Genomic DNA, 17,924 nt, shown 5'->3' with positions numbered 1-17,924 from the left:
TCAACGCCTTCGATGGTGCCCAGCATGGCGATATCGCAGGGAGGCCGCAAGCGGCGATATGGGATGAATGTCGTAATCAGACAGCCAGCAATTCACGCGCGAGGTCGCCATAGTCGGTGAAGCGGTATTCGTACTCCAGGCCGAGAAAGGCTGCTGCTGCTTTTGCCTTTTCCTGCAGCGCTGGATCCTCTTCCTGCGAGAGATAGACGACTTTGCGGTAATTGCCGAAATACATGTCTCGCAGCTCCGGATGACGGTCGAGGCCAAGCGGCACGATGACGAAGGCTTCGAACTGGCGGGCGAGGAAATCGGTGAGGAAAAACGAGGTGATGTCGTCCTCGCGGGCGGCGAAGGCCTCGTTGCCGCTGAAGAAGGAATAGCAGTGCGGTCCGGAGAGGCGTTCGATACCCTCACGCTCGCAGATCTTGTCGATATCACCGCCCGTACCGCAGTCGGCATAGCCGATGAAGATCTTCTCGAAGCCGCGTGCGCGCGCGTTTGCAATCGCTTCTTCCAAGGCGGGGGCGATCTTCTGCGGGTAGGAATGGTAGATCGCGGGAAGACAGTGCAAGTCGATGTGATCGAGACTATTTATTCTGGTGACCGCAAGTATCTCGCGCGCGATTGCGCCGCACGCGATCACATGAACCTTTTGCAATGTTGTGCGTTTCTTGAGCGGAGGATTTTTCTCCACCTTTTGCCGATCAATATCCATTCCGAGAGGGTTCCAGATCATGACTTCACCGACATTCACCAAAATCGCCGCCGCCTGCGCTGTCCTTATGCTACTCGCTTCATGCGCGAACACAATTCGTGGTGTGGGCAGGGATACCGCCAACGCCGTCAACGCGACGGAAGATGCCGGTCATACAGTCAAGAGGGCCGCCCAATAACTAACTTGGGATGCCAATGGGCCGGCGACAACCCATCGGTTGTCGCCAGTTTGGAATTCGTTGCAATCAGGCTCGTGCAGCCAGGCTGTTGTGCTTGCGCTTCATGAAGTCCTTGGCGGTCTCAACCGCTACGGCCGCATCGCGGCAATAGGCATCGGCGCCGACAGCCTTGCCGAATTCCTCGTTCAGCGGCGCGCCGCCGACGAGAACGACGTAATCGTCGCGCATACCCTTTTCCTTGAGCGTATCGATAACGACCTTCATATAGGGCATGGTCGTCGTCAGCAGCGCCGACATGCCGAGAATGTCGGGCTGTTCGCGCTCGATGGCGTCGAGATAGTTTTCGACCGGGTTGTTGATGCCGAGGTCGATGACGTCGAAGCCGGCTCCCTCCATCATCATGCCGACGAGGTTCTTGCCGATGTCGTGAATGTCGCCCTTGACGGTGCCGATCACCATCTTGCCGAGCTTCGGCGCTCCGGTCTCGACCAGCAGCGGCCGCAAGATAAACATGCCGGCCTTCATCGCATTGGCGGAAAGCAGCACTTCGGGAACGAAGAGAATGCCGTCGCGGAAATCGATGCCGACGATACGCATGCCCTCGACGAGGGCTTGTGTTAGGACATCATAAGGCGTCCAGCCGCGTTGGAGGAGGATATTGGTCGCTTCCTCGATCTCCTCCTTCAGTCCGTCGTAAAGGTCGTCATGCATCTGCTGCACGAGTTCCTCATCAGAAAGTTCCGCGAGAATGATTTCGTCGTCAGACATGCGCTCCATCCCATTTTCGTGCAGTGCCTCGGAAGCTTGTATAAAATACTGCCTCAATAAGCGATAAACCTCAACGATGACAAAACTCTTTTCGAAAGCGACGCTGCACGGATAATTCGCGACGGATGGGGGCGAGGCGATATCCCTGCGTGCATGTCTGTCCTATGCTAGTCGCTGGCGCATAGAGGAATGTCCATGCGACGGAATAGAGTAGCATGGAGCAGAATAGACGCATTCATGCGGAGGAGCGAGGAAGCATCATGGACGATATCATTGAGCAACCGGCCGCGGGCGGTGATGGTGGCGGACGGCGTTCGCGCGGCGAGGGCAGGGGTGCTGCTGCACGACGCGCATCGCGCAGCGGCGGCGGACCGGGTCCGTCGCTTCCCTATATCGTCCGGAAGATCGGCGTCTATGAGGTGCTGGACGAGGAAGGCCTGCAGCTCATCGAGCGCAACGCCGACACTATACTCGAGGAAATCGGCATCGAGTTTCGCGACGACGCGGAAGCGCTGGCGCTGTGGAAAGACGCCGGTGCCGACGTCAAGGGGCAGCGGGTGCATTTCCCGAAAGGGCTTTGCCGCGAACTTCTGAAGACCGCGCCGAAGGAATTCACCTGGCATGCGCGCAATAGCGACCGCAACGCCCATGTCGGCGGCAAGGCGACGATCTTCGCGCCGGTTTATGGCCCTCCCTTCGTCCGTGATCTCGAAGGCAATCGCCGTTACGCGACGATCGAGGATTTCCGCAATTTCGTGAAGCTTGCCTATATGGCGCCGTCGATGCATTCGTCGGGCGGTACGGTCTGCGAGCCGGTCGACGTTCCCGTCAACAAGCGCCACCTCGATATGATCTACAGCCATATCAAATATTCCGACAAGCCGTTCATGGGCTCGGTCACCGCGCCTGAGCGCGCCGAGGACACGATCGCCATGGCGAAGATCGTCTTCGGCGACGATTTTGTCGAAAACAATTGCGTGACGCTGAACCTGATCAATGCCAACTCGCCGATGGTGTTCGACGAGACCATGCTCGGTGCGCTGAAGGTCTATGCGCGCCATAACCAGGCTTCGGTCGTTTCGCCCTTCATCCTTTCCGGCGCTATGAGCCCGGTGACGGTAGCTGGCACGCTGACGCAGATCCTGGCCGAAGTACTGGCCGGTGCCTCCTTCACACAGCTGATCCGCAAGGGGTCGCCGGTGCTTTACGGCACCTTCGCCGCCTCGATCTCGATGCAGTCGGGTGCTCCGACCTTCGGCACGCCGGAGCCGTCGCTGGTGTCCTATGGCTCCGCCCAACTCGCCCGGCGTCTCGGTCTGCCGTTCCGTACCGGTGGTTCTCTTTGCGCCTCCAAGGTGCCTGATGCACAGGCGGCACATGAATCGGCCAATACGCTGAACATGACGCTGCTCGCCGGCACGAATTTCGTGTTGCATGCGGCCGGTTGGCTCGAAGGCGGTCTGGTTTCCTCCTACGAGAAATTCATGATCGACCAGGATCAGCTCGGCATGATGCAGAAGATGGCCGAAGGCGTGGATCTCTCCGAAAACGGTCAGGCTCTGGACGCCATCCGTGAAGTCGGCCCCGGCAGCCACTATCTCGGCTGCGCCCATACGCAGGCGAACTTTCAGAGCGCTTTCTATCGTTCGGCTCTGGCCGACAATAATTCCTTCGAGCAGTGGGAAATCGAAGGCCAGAAGCGTGTCGAGCAGCGCGCCAACGCACTTTGCCGCTCCTGGCTGGATCATTACGAAGCTCCGCCGCTCGATCCCGCGATCGACGAGGCGCTGCTGGCCTATGTCCAGAAGCGCAAGGATTCGATGCCGGACGCCTTCACCTGAAGAGAGCCCGATGCCGCCAGGGAGCAAGGCGGTGCGGTACGGGTTGCCGATCTGATCCAGAAGGAAGTCTGGCGGCCGCATTACGAATATAAGGGGCCGCGTTGATGAGCGGCTCTACCATTGTCAGGAAACTCCGTGCGGCGCTTGGCGCCCACGGAGTTTTTGTTCGTGGCCTGGTATGGTTTGACGACGGCGATGGACCGCTACTACAGGATGGGACGCCGGCCCGAAGTGTCATCCTGCTTGGCAATATCGGAGGCTCGATCTGGGAACCGTTTTCGCGCTGGCGGCAATTGCCGGAAAATGCCAGATGTCGCGATCCGCTCGACGACTGGTCGAAAGCGATCATTCAGCCGATTGCCGCAACTTTCAGCGCGACCGCTTATTTCCCGTCCGATCCGCCCTGGCAGCCGTTTCAGCGGTGGGCAATGCAGGCGGAAGGTCTGAAGGCATCGCCGCTTGGCATCCTGATTCACCCGGAATATGGCCTGTGGCACGGCTATCGCGGTGCCCTGGGGTTCGCCGATGCCGTCGAGGCAGGGGAGCCAGCCGTGGTTGCTGCGCATCCTTGCGATCATTGTGTTGAAAAGCCTTGCCTGACGGCCTGTCCTGTCGGTGCGGTCACATCCAGCGGCTTCGATGTGGCGGGCTGTCGGTCGCATCTCAGGACGGATGCTGGGCGGGCCGGCTGTATGGTCAGTGGTTGTCTGGCGCGCAACGCCTGTCCCGTGGGGACCAGCTATCGTTATTCGCCGGCACAGCTTGCCTTTCACATGGCGGCGCTCCACCCTTAGAAAGCTAGGCGATTCCTTCTTTCGCCGCATTTCCGATGCGCTTTGCCATGGCCGAAATTTTCTCCGGAGTTGTCGCTTGATTCGATTGCTGACTGTGCTTGCCATTCTCGCCTGTGCCACCACGGCCTTTGCCGACGAGGCCTGCCGCAAGGTTCTGCATCTTGGCGACAGCTACACCGTCTGCACCTTCGATCCCGCCGTCGACGGCATCCAGCTTTATGAATACGACCGCAGCGGCAAGCCCTACGGTTCGTTCCGGGCGCTGGAAAGCGATCTCGCCCAGGACCGCCTCTTTGTCCGTTTCGCGATGAACGGCGGCATGTATCAGGACGACCTCTCGCCCGTTGGCCTCTATGTTGAGGCCGGCAAGCAGTTGAAGGCGATCAACACCAACAAGGGTTGGGGTAATTTTCATCTCCTGCCGAACGGCGTCTTCTATATCCAGCCCGGCCGCGCCGGTGTCATGGAAAGCAGGGCCTTCCTTGCCTCCGGCATCAAGCCATTTTACGCGACGCAATCCGGGCCGATGCTGGTGATTGACGGCAAGCTGCATCCGTCGTTCCTTGCCGACAGCACCAGCTTCAAGACGCGCAACGGCGTTGGCGTTTCGGCCGACGGCAAGGTGATCTTTGCCGTGTCCGACGGTTTCGTCCGCTTCCATGATTTTGCGACCCTGTTCCGCGACGATCTCGGCTGCGCTAATGCGCTCTTCCTCGACGGCAGCATCTCGAGCCTCGACATACCGGAATGGCGGCGGCGGGACGGCCTCTTCCCGCTCGGCCCAATCATCGCGGTGACGCAATCGCTGCCGGGCTGAGTGCAATGAGGCGTAAGGTTGGAACCAGCCACAATCGCTAATCCAGATCGCAGGGGGATTTTATCCTTCGGATGCAGATTGTCGGATTGGGGCTTCGAACATCGATGACGGAAATTGCAGGCGAGGCAAAAGCGCTGATCTTCATGACGGCGCGCGATTGCGAAATGTATGTCAGGCAATCCCTGGCGAGTCTCTCCAGGCAGACGCTCGATGATCAGCACGTTCTCTTCATCGACGATCGCTCCGACGACGACACCGGTGTTATCGCAGCGGCGCTGCTCAAAGATCTCTTCCCCAATCGCCACACCTTCATTCGCAATGAAACGCGCCTCGGAAAATCGCGTAACGTCTGGGAGCATCTGAGGCCGCGCACGAAAACGGCCGAGTTCATCGCCGTGCTTGATGGCGACGACCAGCTGATCATTCCCAATATTCTGGAGCGGATGTCTGAGAGCTATGCCGGTGGGCAGGATGTCGTCTGGACGAACTTTATCACCGATGGCGGTGGGGTCGGCGGCAATGGTGCTCTCGATCCCAACCTTTCGCCGCGCCGGCAGGGCTGGAAGACCAGCCATCTCTTCAGCTTCCGCGCCTCGCTGCTGGATAATGTTCCCGAGGGTTATTTGCGCGACGATGCTGGACAATGGTTCATCGCGGCCTGCGACATCGCCCTTGCCCTGCCCATTCTCGATCAGACCCGACGCTATGAGTTCATCCCGGTCAATGCTCACCGTTACACGGCGACCAACCCCTATTCGCACCATAATCTCGATCCGCAGTCGCGCGGGTTGAATTCCACGACGCAGCAGCGGTCTGCGCAAGAGGTGTTCAACAAGCCGCCCCTGCCGCTGACCCGGCCGGCAAAGACAGCCGCGACGCCGGTGGTGGCCAGCGTCGCTGCCGAACATCGTGCGCCGGCTGCGGGCATCGTCCCCGATGCAGCGCAGGCCTGGCAGGAGACGGCGGGCCAGATCCTGGTGGCCGGTTATCCGACCCTGCTCGACGCCCAATCCGCGGCGGGCCGCGATATGCTGACACCGATGCAGATCTGGGCGCTTCGCCGCGCGGCACTCAGCAGGGGCGATACTCCGAATATCCTGCACATCGGCGCGCCGCGTTCCGCATTGGTCTTAGCGTCTATTCTCTCCGGTCTCGATGCCGGGCTGAACTGCCTATGTCTTTCGCCAGAGCAGGTGGGAGACATGGAAGCCCGTTTCATGGCCAGCGGCCTGACCGAGGGCATTTCCATCATCGAATCCGAAGCGGCGAGCATAAATTTCGAAGAATTCTCCGCCGCTTTCCCCGATACACGACAGATCAGCGACGACATCAAGTTCGATCTGGTGGTCGTGGATCTGTGGAATACGTCCTATCCGGTCGAGAGCGCGCTTGTTGCCCTGCCGGCGTTGGCAAACAACCTGTCGCCACGCGGCTTCGGTTTCTGCCTTTTCGCCCAGGATGGGGCCACTGAGGCGCTGGCGGCGAAACGTTGGGCCAGCGTCAGCACCGGCCTGAAATTCTGCCTCGATGCCATCGGCGGCAGCGGATTGATGGTCATCGGCGGCCGCTGATGATGCTCTCGAACGCGCCGGCATATTCTCGATAAACCTTTGCATGTTGGAAAGAACCGCGATGACTCTGCAAGCCACCGTCGCCTGCGAAGTGAACAGCTACCGGACCCCGGTCCGGTTCCACCTTCCCAATCCGAACGATCATATCCAGAGGATCATCCTGCAGAGCCGTGCGTTCTACGAGCGGTCCATGCTGGAAGACATCGGATCATCCCTGCCGGAGGATGCCTTTGTGATCGATGTCGGAGCCAATATCGGCAATCATACGCTGTTTTTCAGCGCCGTTGCCGGTGCCAGGATACTGGCCATCGAGCCGAATGGGGAAGCGCTACATATTCTTCGGGCAAACGTAAGTCTGAACGGCTTGCAGGATCGTGTCGATATCAAGCCGATAGCCTTGGGTGCCGAGGCGGGCATGGGAAACATTATCGAAGAGGATTCCTCCCGACTAGGGATGGCCCGCGTCATGGTTACGGCTGACGGGCAGGTTCCCGTGGCTCGCCTTGACGACATCGTTCGGGAGCAGCATGTGCACCTGATCAAGATCGATGTCGAGGGCATGGAGGTGGACGTGTTGCGCGGCGCTGTCGGCACGATAGAGCGATGCAGCCCGAGGCTGCTCGTCGAAGCGGCGACGGCGCAGTCGCTGCAGGATGTCGAGGCCATCTTGCGGCCGCTCGGCTATCGCAAGATCAAGGTCTACAACGAAACGCCGACCTATCTGTTCGAAGCGAAGTTCGCCGAAGCCTCTCCGGAGAGGCGCATTCAGGCGATCGACCCCACGCATGTCGCCGCCCTGCCGCCGACGGAAGAGATCGTTGCCGGCATGGCGACGGTCGCCGGCAACGAGGTCGCGCTGCGAGCGACCGTCATGTCTCTTTTGCCGCAGGTCGATCGGCTCTATGTCTATCTCAACGGCTTCACGGAAGCGCCACGCTTCATCGCCGAACATCCGAAGATCCGGCATTTCATCGATACCGATGGTAGTCGCTATGGCGATGCCGGCAAGTTCTGGGGGCTGGAGCAGGTCAAGGACGCCGTTTATATCAGCTGCGACGACGACATTGTCTATCCCGATGATTTCGTCGCCCGCATGGTTGGCGAGTTGGCGCAATTGCGGGGCCAAGCCGTCGTCAGCGTACACGGTTCGATCATCTTGCAGCCGAGCCACGGCTATTACAAGGATCGCAGTCGTGCCGTCTTCCATTATGAGCGTGCCCTGATGCGCCGGCGGCGGGTCCATGTGGCGGCGACCGGCACCAGCGCTTTCCATTCCAGCATTGTACAGGTGACGCTCGCTGATTTCCGTCATCGCAACATGGCGGACATCTGGCTCTCGGAATATTTGCATCGCCGGGGCATTCCGTCTTATGTCGTCCCGCGGAACGACGGCTGGCTGAAGTCGATAGAGGTGCCGCGCGCGACGATCTATGCGCAATCGGCAGCCGGCACGGGCTCGGCCTATGACAGTTCGAGCAGGCAGGACGAAGTCCTGTCGTCGATGTATCCGATCTCGCTTCTCAGTTCGGATGCGGAGGATGCTTCTTCGATCATCTATCTGGTGGATTCCGACCGTCCCGACGGGCTGGTGGAGTTCATTCTGGCCGTTGCCGGGCGCGAGCGCGATCCGATTGTTTTCGTGACCTGCGATCATGAAACCGAAGCCATGCGCAATGTAACTCTCCATCCGGAGTTTCTCTGCGAGGTGCATCTCATTGCCCGCAGTGGCGGCAATGCATCCGCCTATTTCGAATTGCTGTCGAAGCATGCGGGGCGGGTCAAAGCCTGGACTCTTCGCGGCGGCAACGAACTGAAATTGGCGGGTGCCGGTGAATGGGAAAAATGGTTCGCACCCAGCCCCCAGTCTTGAATTCCATGCCCGCGGCAACTCCGGCAGGACATGCAAGCCGCGAGTGATGATCGCTCGGTCTCCGCCCGCTCAGGCAATAGCGGGCGTGATTGGGAGCCAAAATTCAGGCTTTGATATTGGCGATGCTTACCCGCGGCGCCGGCGTTCGCGCACGGGTGCGGCTCCACCTTCATTCGCGGTCTTGTTGCGCAGCGGGCCGATGCGCTCGATGATGGTTTCCAGCGTTGGGCGGGGGCCGGGCGTATAATTGTCCAGCGCCTCGCGCATGGCGGCGAGGTGGTTGCAGGACGTGCCGCAGCAACCGCCAATGATCTTGGCGCCGGCGTCGCGGGCAAGGCGCGCATAGTCGGCCATCAGCGACGGCGTGCCGGAATAATAGATCTCGGCGCCACGGTATTCGGGAATACCGCAATTGCCCTTGACGATGATGGTTGCTGTCGGGTCGGCCTCGGTCATGTCGAGCAGGCTCGAGAGAATATCCGATGCGCCGACACCGCAATTGGCGCCGGTGGCGAGCGGACCTTCGCCGACGTCCTTGGCAACGCCTTGGAGGTCCTTCGGATGCAGGCCCATCATCGTCTTGCCGGCGGTGTCGAAAGAGCCGGTATAGGTGTAGGGCAGGCCGACCTTGACGGCAGCCTCAGCCGCGGCGCGGATTTCTTCCGCCGACGACATGGTCTCTATCCAGGCGACATCGACGCCACCGGCCTTCAAGCCTTCGATCTGCTCGGCAAAGGCGGCAACGGCATCCTCATAGGTCAGCGCGCCGAGTGGCACCAGCAGCTCGCCGGTCGGGCCGACGGAGCCGGCGACGATGACTTTTCGGCCGGCCTTGTCGGCGACGGCGCGGGCGATTTCTGCTGCCGTCTTGTTCAGGCTGTGAACGCGATCCTGCGCATGGTGCAGCTTCAAGCGGTGGCGCGTGCCGCCGAAGGTGTTGGTGAGGATGATATCTGCGCCGGCATCGACGAAATCCTGATGCAGCTTGGTGATCCGTTCGGGATGTTGTTCGTTCCAGATCTCCGGCGCCTCACCGGCCTCCAGCCCCATGGCGAAGAGATTGGTGCCCGTCGCGCCGTCGGCGAGCAGCACGCCCTTTTCGGCGAGAAGATCGGTCAAGGGATTGGCTGTGACGGTCATGGGGCCTCCTCGGATGTTCTGGATTGAAATGTAGATATAAACATTTCTTTATATGATCGCAATGTCAGGATAAAGGCAGAGCTTGCTCGATAATCCGATGTGAAGGAAAAAGCGCCCGGGCAGGGCGCTTTCCACTTTGCGACGGTGATCGATTTCAGGCGGCTGCCATTCTCGTCGTTTCATGCGTCGTCGGTGTGACCATGGCGGTGATGATGCCTTGCAGGTCGATCGTACCGATCGGCCGACCGGCGGCATCGGTGACGATGGCCGAGTTCTGCGCGTTGTCGGTCATCTGCTTGGCTGCCATTTCCAGCGTCATGTCGCCGGGCACGCGGGGGCCGTGGGCTTCACCGGCAATCGGCTTCATGATGGTCTGGGTCTGGATGACGCGGCCGCGGTTCACTTCCTTGACGAAAGCGGTGATGTAGTCGTCGGCGGGTCTGAGCACGATCTCCTGGCCGCTGCCTTGCTGCACGACCTTGCCGTCGCGCAGGATGGCGATCTTGTCGCCGAGGCGCAGCGCCTCGTCGAGGTCGTGGGTGATGAAGACCACGGTCTTCTTCAATTCCTTTTGCAGGTCGAGAAGCACGCTCTGCATGTCGACGCGGATCAGCGGGTCGAGCGCGGAATAAGCTTCGTCCATCAGCAGGATGTCGGCGTCGTTGGTCAGCGCCCGGGCAAGGCCGACGCGCTGCTGCATGCCGCCGGAAAGCTGGTTCGGATAGTGGTTTTCGAAGCCTTTCAGGCCGACGCGCTCGATCCAGTATTGACCCTTTTTCGCGCTTTCGGAGCGAGAAACGCCCTGGATATCCAGGCCGTAGATGGTGTTTTCGATCACCGTGCGGTGCGGCAGCAGGGCGAATTTCTGGAACACCATCGCGGTCTTGTGACGGCGGAATTCGCGCAGGGCATTCTCGCTCATCTTGCAGACATCGACGCCGTCATAGAGCACTTCGCCGGCCGTCGGCTCGATCAGCCGGTTGATGTGGCGGATCAGCGTCGACTTGCCGGAGCCGGAAAGGCCCATGACGACGGTGATGGCGCCGGCCGGCATGTCGATGTTGATGTCCTGCAGGCCGAGAACATGGCCATGCGTCTCGTTGAGCTCGGCCTTGCCGAGGCCGTTCTTGACCGCATCCACATAGTCGCGCCCGCGCCGGCCGAAGATCTTGTAGAGGTTCTTGATCTGGATCGCGTGACTAGCCATGGATGACCTCCGAGTGCTTCTGGAGCCGTCTGCCATAGGCCTGGCTCGTCCGGTCGAAAATGATGGCGATGGCGACCAGGGCGAAGCCGTTGAGGAAGCCGACGGTGAAGAACTGGTTGTTGATGGCCTGCAGCGTGTTCTTGCCGAGCCCGCCGACGCCGACCATAGAGGCGACGACGACCATGGCGAGCGACATCATGATGGTCTGGTTGATGCCGGCCATGATGGTGGGCAAGGCCAGCGGGATCTGCACGTTGAACAGTTTCTGCCGGTGCGACGAACCGAAGGCGTCGGCCGCCTCCAGCACTTCCTTGTCGACGAGGCGGATGCCGAGATTGGTCAGGCGGATCATCGGCGGGACGGCGTAGATGACGACGGCGATCAGGCCCGGCACCTTGCCAATGCCGAAAATGACGACAACGGGGATGAGATAGACGAAGCTCGGCATCGTCTGCATCACGTCGAGGGTCGGGTTGATGATTGACTGCAGCCGGTCGGAGCGGGCCATCAATATGCCGATCGGAAGACCGATGACGATGGCGATGAGGGTACAGACTGTCACCATGGCGAGCGTCACCATCGTGTCGCCCCATAGACCACAGACGCCGATTAGGATCATGGAAATGGCGGTGCCGGCGACGATCTTGAGATTGCGGCTGGCGGCATAGACGACGCCCATCATGACAAGGATCACGATAAACCAGGGCGTGTTGGTGAAAAGCCATTCCAGATGGTTCAGGAACCATTGCAGCGGCTGCACCACGGTGTCGATGATATTGCCGTAGGAGCGGACGATCGCCCTGAAGCCGTCATCGATATTCTTGCGCGCGAGGCGGATCAGCGTCTCGTCGATCGCCGGAAAGTTACACAGAACGTCCGGCAGGAAACTACATTGAATAGCCATGGACTTCCCCTTCTTGCCCGGTTGTTGTCCAGCCCGTGCGTGTGGCTTTCACGCCAGCTGGTACAGCAACACTGAGCCGGTTCTTCAGGCTGCTTCTTCCTTTTTACATCATTCGCAGGCGCCATTCTGGACTTGTTGCGACCTTGGGCCGTGCCGGCCTGTCGGTATATGAGCGTTACCGCGGCCGTTGCGAATGCGGAACTGGCGGCCGACAGAGCGCCTGCCGCCAGTTTCGGTGGCTCCTATCAGAGCGATGCCTTGACCTTGGTCGCGACATCGGCGGAAACCCATTTGGTCCACATGTCGGGGTAGGTCTTCAGGAAGTACTTTGCCGCATCTTCGTTCGTGCCCTGGTTATCCGTCATCCAGGCCAGAACCTTGCCGACCGTGCCGTTGTCCCATTTGCGGGTCTTGACATAGTCCATGGCAACGCTTGCCTTGGATGCGAAATCCTTGGTCACGACCGTATAGACTTCGGAAACAGGATAGGAATTGACCTTCGGATTGGCGCAATCCTGCTGCGAGGTGCAGGCGTCCCATTCCTTCTTGTCGTGCGGCACGTCGAAGCTCAGGCGCACCATGTCGTATTTGCCGAGGATGGCGGTCGGCGCCCAATAGTAGCCGAGCCAGCCGGTCTTCTTTTCGAAGGCGTTGGCGATCGAGCCATCGAGGCCGGCGGCCGAGCCGGTATCGACCAACGTGAAGCCAAGCTTCTCGGCGCCAGTCGCCTTATAGAGATTGGCAGTGGAAATCTGGCAGTTCCAGCCCGACGGGCAATTGTAGACGGCCGCCTTGGATTTGTCTTCCGGGGCAGGGAATAGTTCCGGATGTTTCAGAGCATCCTGGACGGTCTTGATGTCGGGATGAGCGTCGGCGAGGAACTTCGGAATCCACCAGCCTTCGACGCCGCCGTCGCTGAGAAGCGGTGCTGCCTCGATCAGGCGGCCTTCGGAAACGGCCTTGTCGAGCGCGATACGCACCGAGTTGATCCAGAGTTCGGGCGCGATGTCAGGCGTGCCCTTCTCGTTCATGGAGGTGAAGGTCGGCTGCGTGTCGCCAGTCACCAGCGTTATGTTGCAGCCATAGCCATTCTGCAGGATGATCTTGTCGACCTGCGCGGCGACGCCGGCGGATGCCCAGTTCATTTCGGCGATCGAAACGTCGCCGCATTCCGCAGCCTGTGCCGAGCCAGCCAAAGCATAGGCACCGACTGCGAAGATGGCGGAAGCGATAAGCTTCTTCATTGGATTACGTCTCCCAGTTTCTCGTTAAGTTACGGAAATCGGAGCCAGGCGAACTTGACGCCTGCCGATCCCCCGTCAGCGTGGTCGAACCACAACCGTTCACGCGCCGCTGACGACGTCTGTCCGGTCCCCTATGCTGCTGTCGTGCGTTTGCTTTTTATGCGGCCGTGAAACCCTGTCGCAGCCATGCTCTCTTCACATCGACGTGAGGCAGCCTAATGATTTGAGGGGGGAAATCAACCTGCTGTTGGTCTGTCCGACTTACGGCGACTTATCGGGAAGCCTATATAAGCGTTTGAATTAGCCTCTTTTCCGCTATTCATGGCTGTAAAATGGGCATTGGGGGCCGAGGGTGAGCGCTCGGATCCGGCAGGGATGAATTGTCTCTAAAATATCGCGTCCGGCAGAGACTTTTTATATTCCATTCGCGGCGTTTTGGGCGTCTTGAGAAAAACCCGAAAATTTTCGGAAAATCTTTCGGATTCATCCTTATTTAAGCACTTGATAACCCTCCGGTAACGATGTCCGGCTATCAATCGAGATGTGGCGGGGGACACCGCCCCATCTCCGGATCAGGTAGTGCGTCCCGGAGATAGCGAGCCTTGCAGTGTAATATGCAAGCGAGCCGGCGTTTTTTGGCAAGCCGCGTCGATCCCCGGATCGCGCGGTTTTCGCGTTTCAGGCACTGGTCTCACTGTTGCCGTCAGAATCGATGTAGCATGTGATCTCGGCACGCGAGCAGGCATTCAGTTTGCTCGCTGAAGGGCGAAGACAAGAGAAAGCCGCCGATGCGGTTGCATGGCGGCTTGTTGTGCGGGCAGGCTATGGCTTGACGGTCAATCAGCCGACGCTGTAGGTGCGGATGAAACCGATGGGGCCGGAGCGAGTGTCGAGCTGCTGAAGCCGGTTGTCGGGGCGGGGTGCCGGCAGCTTGGAATTCCAGGCGATCTGAATGGAATTCTTGTTGTTGAAGATGAAGAGCATCGGGGTATCCTCCAGCCGGATCGGCCAGCTTTTGTTGTATGATTTGGCGGTGGAGATAATCCTCTTGCACGGGGCGAGCAATGGATGAAATCGTCATCCTATGTCGCAAATAGAGTAAATGATAGCGTGGTGCATTCTTGCCCTGGATGGCCGGTTTTCAACCCTTGTTGATGGTGGCGAAATCAAGGCAAAATCCTGGTATTCCAGTGATAAAGACTGATCGGAGCGATGACGGATGACGAAGGCGATCATGCTGCAGGGGACCGGCTCCGATGTCGGAAAAACGGTATTGGTTGCCGGGCTCTGCCGTCTGTTCGCCAACCGAGGCGTCCGCGTGCGCCCATTCAAGCCGCAGAACATGTCCAACAATGCCGCCGTTGCCGAGGACGGTGGCGAGATCGGCCGGGCGCAATGGCTGCAATCGCTGGCCGCGCGCGTGCCGTCCTCGGTGCATATGAACCCGGTGCTTCTGAAACCGCAGTCGGAGACCGGCAGCCAGATCATCGTGCAGGGCAAGGTCTGGGGACATGCGAAGGGCAGGGATTATCAGGCACTGAAGCCGCAACTGCTCGGCGCCGTGCTGGAAAGCTTTGCGACCATGCGCGCCGGAACGGATCTGGTCATCGTCGAGGGTGCCGGTTCTCCCGCCGAAATCAATCTCAGGCAGGGTGACATTGCCAATATGGGCTTTGCCACCCGCGCCAACGTGCCCGTGGTGCTGGTCGGCGATATCGATCGCGGCGGTGTCATCGCTTCGCTGGTCGGCACCTACCACATCCTGCCGGAAGAGGATCGGCGGATGATCCGCGGCTATATCATCAACAAGTTTCGCGGCGATGTCTCGCTATTCGGCGCGGGTATCGAGGCGATTGGCGGTTTCACGGGCTGGCCCTGCCACGGCATCGTGCCCTGGCTGAAGGCGGCGGGCCGGCTGCCGCCGGAGGACTCCGTGGTGCTGGAGCGGCTGGCGCGCGGCTCCGACGGCGCGCTGAAGATCGCGGTTCCCGTTTTGCCGCGCATCGCCAATTTCGACGATTTCGATCCGCTACGCGCCGAGCCGGATGTCGATCTGGTCTTCGTTCGCGCCGGCGAGCGGCTGCCTGCGGATGCGGGGCTGGTGATCCTGCCGGGTTCGAAATCGACCATCGGCGATCTCATGGATCTGCGGGCGCAAGGGTGGGACCGGGATATCACTGCCCATGTCCGGCGCGGCGGCCGCGTCATCGGCATTTGCGGCGGCTACCAGATGCTCGGCCGCATGGTCCATGATCCGCTCGGTATCGAGGGATCGGTCACGGAGACGCCAGGGCTTGGCCTGCTCGATGTCGAGACCGAGATGGCGCCGGAAAAGACCGTGCGCAACAGCACGGCTCTGTCCACGGAATACGATGCGCCGCTCTCCGGCTATGAAATCCACCTCGGCGTGACCCGCGGCAAGGATTGCGATCGGCCTTCGACCGTGATCGACGGTCGGCCGGATGGCGCGCGCTCCGGCGACGGCCTGATCATGGGCACCTATCTGCATGGGCTTTTCAGCAGCGATGCCTATCGGGCAAAGCTGCTGGCAAGCTTCGGCCTGAGCGGCGAGCGGATGGATTACCGCGCCAGCGTCGAGACGGCGCTGGACGAGATTGCCATGGAGTTGGAAGCGGTGCTTGATCCGGCCTGGCTTGATAGCCTCGCGGGTTAAAGCTCGCCGGAGACCTCGCGGCGGCGGCGGTCGAGTTCTTCGCTGTAGCGGCGCAAAGTATAGCTCTCGGTGAGCAGGCCGATCACCCGGCGCTCGATGAGGTCATTGACCACCACCAAGGCTTCGCTTTCGGTCTGGTCGAAGAGGGCCGCGGCCTGCTTGGCGTTCATCTGCGGCTGCAGGAAATCGTTGCGGTGGCGGATGAAGTCGGCAAGGCCGTGTTGTTCGTCATCCTTTTCGACCGGGCTCGCATAAATGTCCGGCACCAGCACCATGCCGGCATATTTCTCTTCTCTGTCGAGTAGAATGACGCGCTGGGCCGACCCGATCGGAAAATCGTGCCGAAACTCCTCGATGCTCATGTCGACATTTGCCGTATGCACATCCGGGCGCATCATCCGCGCGACCGTCAAGTTGCGGATCCAGCCAACGTCATGGGCACTGCGTATGCTTTCGCCGCGCAGGTGGAAGCGCCATGTGGCGAAGGAGTAGCCGAAGGTTGTGCGCACCACCAGCGACGAGGTGATGACGGCGGCCAGTACCAGCGCGGTGATCGGGAAATCGCCGGTGATTTCCAGTGCCAGGAAGGTCATGGTCAACGGGCCGCCAATGATGGCGACGGCAAGCGAGCTCATGCCTACGACGGCGTAGATGACCGGCGTCAGCGTGGTGTGATCGAAATAAGGTGCGCAATAGGCGAAGATCTTGCCGAGCAGCGCACCCATGAACAGCGAGGCGAAGAACAGGCCGCCCCTGAAGCCGGAGCCGATCGAAACCGCGGAGGCGAGCGACTTCAGCAGAAGGAGGCTGGCAAGTCCCCATAGGGTGACTTCGCTGCCGAGGTTCAGGTGTAGCGCGCCATGGCCGGCGGAGAGAACCTGCGGCGAGATCAGCGCCAGAAGGCCGACGACCAAGCCGCCAAGCGCGGGGCGAAAGGGCGGCGCGATCGAACTCTTGCGCGCCAGTTCCTCGACGAAAGCGACGCCCTGCATGATCAGGATGCCGACACCGGCGCAGAAGCCGCCAAGCAGGATGGCCGGGATATAATCGGCGGGGACCACGGCGCCGAACCGGCCGACATCGATGGCGAAATCATCGCCGGCAAGCATGCGGGCGATGAAGGTCGAAATCAGTGCCGAGACCACGACCGGGGTCAGCGTCAGGATGGAATAGGTGCCAATGATCAGTTCGAAGGCATAGAAGGCGCCGGTGAGCGGCGCATTGAAGGCGGCGGCAATGGCGCCGGCCGCACCGCAGCCAACCAGCATCCGAAGATCGGCGCGGCGGAATTGCATCTTGTAGCCGAATTTCGAGGCGATACCGGCGGCGAGCTGGGTATAGCCGGCCTCCAGCCCGACAGAGGCGCCGAAACCGTTGGAGATCAGGTTCTGCACGGCGACAAGGATACTGTCGGTGAGCGACAGGCGGCCGCCGTGCAGCGCATTGGCCTCGATGGGGTCGATCATCGGTTTTTTGCGGGTGCGTGACATAATGAAGATCATCAGGCCGAGCAGGATGCCGCCGGCGATTGGGGCGATCAGCAGCAGCGACTTGTCGGTAATCTGCATGGCGGCCGAGCTCAGCCGGTCGTCATCGGGGATGCCGTAGACGAGGCTGTGCAGCTCACGCGAAATCAGGCTCATCGCCGTGACGGCGCAGCCCGAGGTGATGCCGACGAAAGCGCCGGCAATGACGAGGCCGAGCTCACCTCGACGAAAAAGCGCCCTCAGCCGGCTAGCGCTGAAAAAGGCGGAGAGAACACCAAGATGGCGTGGTTGAAATTTCTGCAACATGGGGAACAGACGATAGTTTCGTGCTCAGATGTATATACCTGGCTTCCATAAACTCCTAACATCAAACAAATACGGCAAAAAGACTGCGCGATCAGAGGTTCCCAAGCTATTTTCGCTGTTGGAACAGCCGATGTCGCATCCGCCGCCTTGATTGACTTGCCGGGGCCGAAAGCCTAATCATTGCGGCATAACGAATGGTTCCCGAGCGGCGATCTGCCGCATGGGATGAAAAGGGAATGTGAAGGGGCGGACCCAACTCGGGCGTTCTCATCACAGCCGACCCCGCGACTGTAGAGCGGTCAGGGTTTTCCATCCGGTTTCGAGGGCATTTCGCTGACAGTCCGCAATGGTGTGGGCGAGCGGAAGCAGCTTCAGAGCCGGAAAAGCCACTGGCGTGGCATCATGATC

General features: G+C 60.2%; 15 protein-coding genes. 7 read left to right on the top strand and 8 right to left on the bottom strand.

What is annotated here, in order from left to right; translation table 11 throughout:
- Positions 1-76: 76 nt before the first annotated feature.
- A complete protein-coding gene (locus AC1RO0_RS02915) occupies positions 77-715 on the bottom strand; it encodes a DUF1638 domain-containing protein (RefSeq protein ID WP_498592365.1) in 639 nt (212 codons plus the stop codon).
- Between the two features lie 19 nt (positions 716-734).
- On the opposite strand from AC1RO0_RS02915, the gene AC1RO0_RS02910 reads away from it, so the two are divergent.
- Entirely contained in the window at positions 735-893 is a 159-nt protein-coding gene (locus AC1RO0_RS02910) for an entericidin domain-containing protein (RefSeq protein WP_498591457.1), read from the top strand.
- A gap of 66 nt (positions 894-959) precedes the next feature.
- On the opposite strand, the gene AC1RO0_RS02905 is transcribed toward AC1RO0_RS02910, so the two are convergent.
- On the bottom strand, positions 960-1,661 hold the full coding sequence (locus AC1RO0_RS02905; RefSeq protein ID WP_498591456.1) for a corrinoid protein: 702 nt from the start codon (positions 1,659-1,661) through the stop codon (positions 960-962).
- A gap of 260 nt (positions 1,662-1,921) precedes the next feature.
- Between AC1RO0_RS02905 and AC1RO0_RS02900 the strand changes: the two genes are divergently transcribed.
- The 5 genes from AC1RO0_RS02900 to AC1RO0_RS02880 all read left to right on the top strand — a co-directional run bounded on the left by AC1RO0_RS02900 (position 1,922) and on the right by AC1RO0_RS02880 (position 8,554).
- Positions 1,922-3,502 carry a trimethylamine methyltransferase family protein gene (locus AC1RO0_RS02900; protein WP_007696791.1) on the top strand — a complete coding sequence of 527 codons (1,581 nt, stop codon included), beginning with the start codon at positions 1,922-1,924 and terminating at the stop codon, positions 3,500-3,502.
- A gap of 104 nt (positions 3,503-3,606) precedes the next feature.
- Positions 3,607-4,296, top strand: a complete 690-nt coding sequence (locus tag AC1RO0_RS02895) for a ferredoxin (protein WP_498591455.1) — start codon at positions 3,607-3,609, stop codon at positions 4,294-4,296.
- Between the two features lie 76 nt (positions 4,297-4,372).
- Positions 4,373-5,113, top strand: a complete 741-nt coding sequence (locus AC1RO0_RS02890; RefSeq protein ID WP_498591454.1) for a phosphodiester glycosidase family protein — start codon at positions 4,373-4,375, stop codon at positions 5,111-5,113.
- A gap of 104 nt (positions 5,114-5,217) precedes the next feature.
- The gene (locus AC1RO0_RS02885) at positions 5,218-6,684 is read left to right on the top strand and encodes a glycosyltransferase family 2 protein (RefSeq protein ID WP_498591453.1); all 1,467 of its coding nucleotides are present in this window, start codon (positions 5,218-5,220) and stop codon (positions 6,682-6,684) included.
- Between the two features lie 61 nt (positions 6,685-6,745).
- Complete coding sequence (locus AC1RO0_RS02880) at positions 6,746-8,554, top strand: FkbM family methyltransferase (protein ID WP_498591452.1); 1,809 nt, start codon at positions 6,746-6,748, stop codon at positions 8,552-8,554.
- A 126-nt stretch (positions 8,555-8,680) separates the two neighbouring features.
- Here the strand turns inward: AC1RO0_RS02880 and bmt are convergent, their stop codons facing one another.
- From bmt to AC1RO0_RS02855, 5 genes are all read right to left on the bottom strand, one after another.
- Positions 8,681-9,694 (bottom strand): betaine--homocysteine S-methyltransferase, encoded by a 1,014-nt coding sequence (bmt, locus tag AC1RO0_RS02875; RefSeq protein ID WP_498591451.1) that lies wholly within the window; start codon positions 9,692-9,694, stop codon positions 8,681-8,683.
- Positions 9,695-9,848: 154 nt separating this feature from the next.
- The gene (locus AC1RO0_RS02870) at positions 9,849-10,901 is read right to left on the bottom strand and encodes a quaternary amine ABC transporter ATP-binding protein (protein ID WP_498591450.1); all 1,053 of its coding nucleotides are present in this window, start codon (positions 10,899-10,901) and stop codon (positions 9,849-9,851) included.
- Complete coding sequence (locus AC1RO0_RS02865) at positions 10,894-11,805, bottom strand: ABC transporter permease (protein WP_498591449.1); 912 nt, start codon at positions 11,803-11,805, stop codon at positions 10,894-10,896. Before AC1RO0_RS02865 ends, AC1RO0_RS02870 begins: the two co-directional genes overlap by 8 nt.
- A 245-nt stretch (positions 11,806-12,050) precedes the next feature.
- A complete protein-coding gene (locus AC1RO0_RS02860) occupies positions 12,051-13,049 on the bottom strand; it encodes an ABC transporter substrate-binding protein (RefSeq protein WP_498591448.1) in 999 nt (332 codons plus the stop codon).
- Between the two features lie 840 nt (positions 13,050-13,889).
- A complete protein-coding gene (locus AC1RO0_RS02855; protein ID WP_371107874.1) occupies positions 13,890-14,033 on the bottom strand; it encodes a hypothetical protein in 144 nt (47 codons plus the stop codon).
- Positions 14,034-14,268: 235 nt separating this feature from the next.
- Here AC1RO0_RS02855 and AC1RO0_RS02850 point away from each other — a divergent pair, with 235 nt between their 5' ends.
- Complete coding sequence (locus AC1RO0_RS02850; RefSeq protein ID WP_498591447.1) at positions 14,269-15,723, top strand: cobyric acid synthase; 1,455 nt, start codon at positions 14,269-14,271, stop codon at positions 15,721-15,723.
- Here AC1RO0_RS02850 and AC1RO0_RS02845 read toward each other — a convergent pair.
- Complete coding sequence (locus tag AC1RO0_RS02845) at positions 15,720-17,516, bottom strand: chloride channel protein (RefSeq protein WP_498591446.1); 1,797 nt, start codon at positions 17,514-17,516, stop codon at positions 15,720-15,722. The two genes, AC1RO0_RS02850 and AC1RO0_RS02845, sit on opposite strands and share 4 nt — an antisense overlap.
- Positions 17,517-17,924: the final 408 nt, after the last annotated feature.

It is taken from the genome of Rhizobium sp. GW821-FHT14E12 (assembly GCF_058803745.1).
This window is presented reverse-complemented; position numbering and strand designations above follow the sequence as displayed.

Bases quoted from the DNA above. Each gene is read 5' to 3' on its own strand.
- AC1RO0_RS02845 (WP_498591446.1), bottom strand. From the start codon at position 17,516: ATGTTGCAGAAATTTCAACCACGCCATCTTGGTGTTCTCTCCGCCTTT.
- AC1RO0_RS02855 (WP_371107874.1), bottom strand. From the start codon at position 14,033: ATGCTCTTCATCTTCAACAACAAGAATTCCATTCAGATCGCCTGGAAT.
- AC1RO0_RS02870 (WP_498591450.1), bottom strand. From the start codon at position 10,901: ATGGCTAGTCACGCGATCCAGATCAAGAACCTCTACAAGATCTTCGGC.
- AC1RO0_RS02850 (WP_498591447.1), top strand. From the start codon at position 14,269: ATGACGAAGGCGATCATGCTGCAGGGGACCGGCTCCGATGTCGGAAAA.
- AC1RO0_RS02900 (WP_007696791.1), top strand. From the start codon at position 1,922: ATGGACGATATCATTGAGCAACCGGCCGCGGGCGGTGATGGTGGCGGA.
- AC1RO0_RS02905 (WP_498591456.1), bottom strand. From the start codon at position 1,661: ATGTCTGACGACGAAATCATTCTCGCGGAACTTTCTGATGAGGAACTC.
- bmt (WP_498591451.1), bottom strand. From the start codon at position 9,694: ATGACCGTCACAGCCAATCCCTTGACCGATCTTCTCGCCGAAAAGGGC.
- AC1RO0_RS02910 (WP_498591457.1), top strand. From the start codon at position 735: ATGACTTCACCGACATTCACCAAAATCGCCGCCGCCTGCGCTGTCCTT.
- AC1RO0_RS02880 (WP_498591452.1), top strand. From the start codon at position 6,746: ATGACTCTGCAAGCCACCGTCGCCTGCGAAGTGAACAGCTACCGGACC.
- AC1RO0_RS02895 (WP_498591455.1), top strand. From the start codon at position 3,607: ATGAGCGGCTCTACCATTGTCAGGAAACTCCGTGCGGCGCTTGGCGCC.
- AC1RO0_RS02915 (WP_498592365.1), bottom strand. From the start codon at position 715: ATGGATATTGATCGGCAAAAGGTGGAGAAAAATCCTCCGCTCAAGAAA.
- AC1RO0_RS02860 (WP_498591448.1), bottom strand. From the start codon at position 13,049: ATGAAGAAGCTTATCGCTTCCGCCATCTTCGCAGTCGGTGCCTATGCT.
- AC1RO0_RS02865 (WP_498591449.1), bottom strand. From the start codon at position 11,805: ATGGCTATTCAATGTAGTTTCCTGCCGGACGTTCTGTGTAACTTTCCG.
- AC1RO0_RS02885 (WP_498591453.1), top strand. From the start codon at position 5,218: ATGACGGAAATTGCAGGCGAGGCAAAAGCGCTGATCTTCATGACGGCG.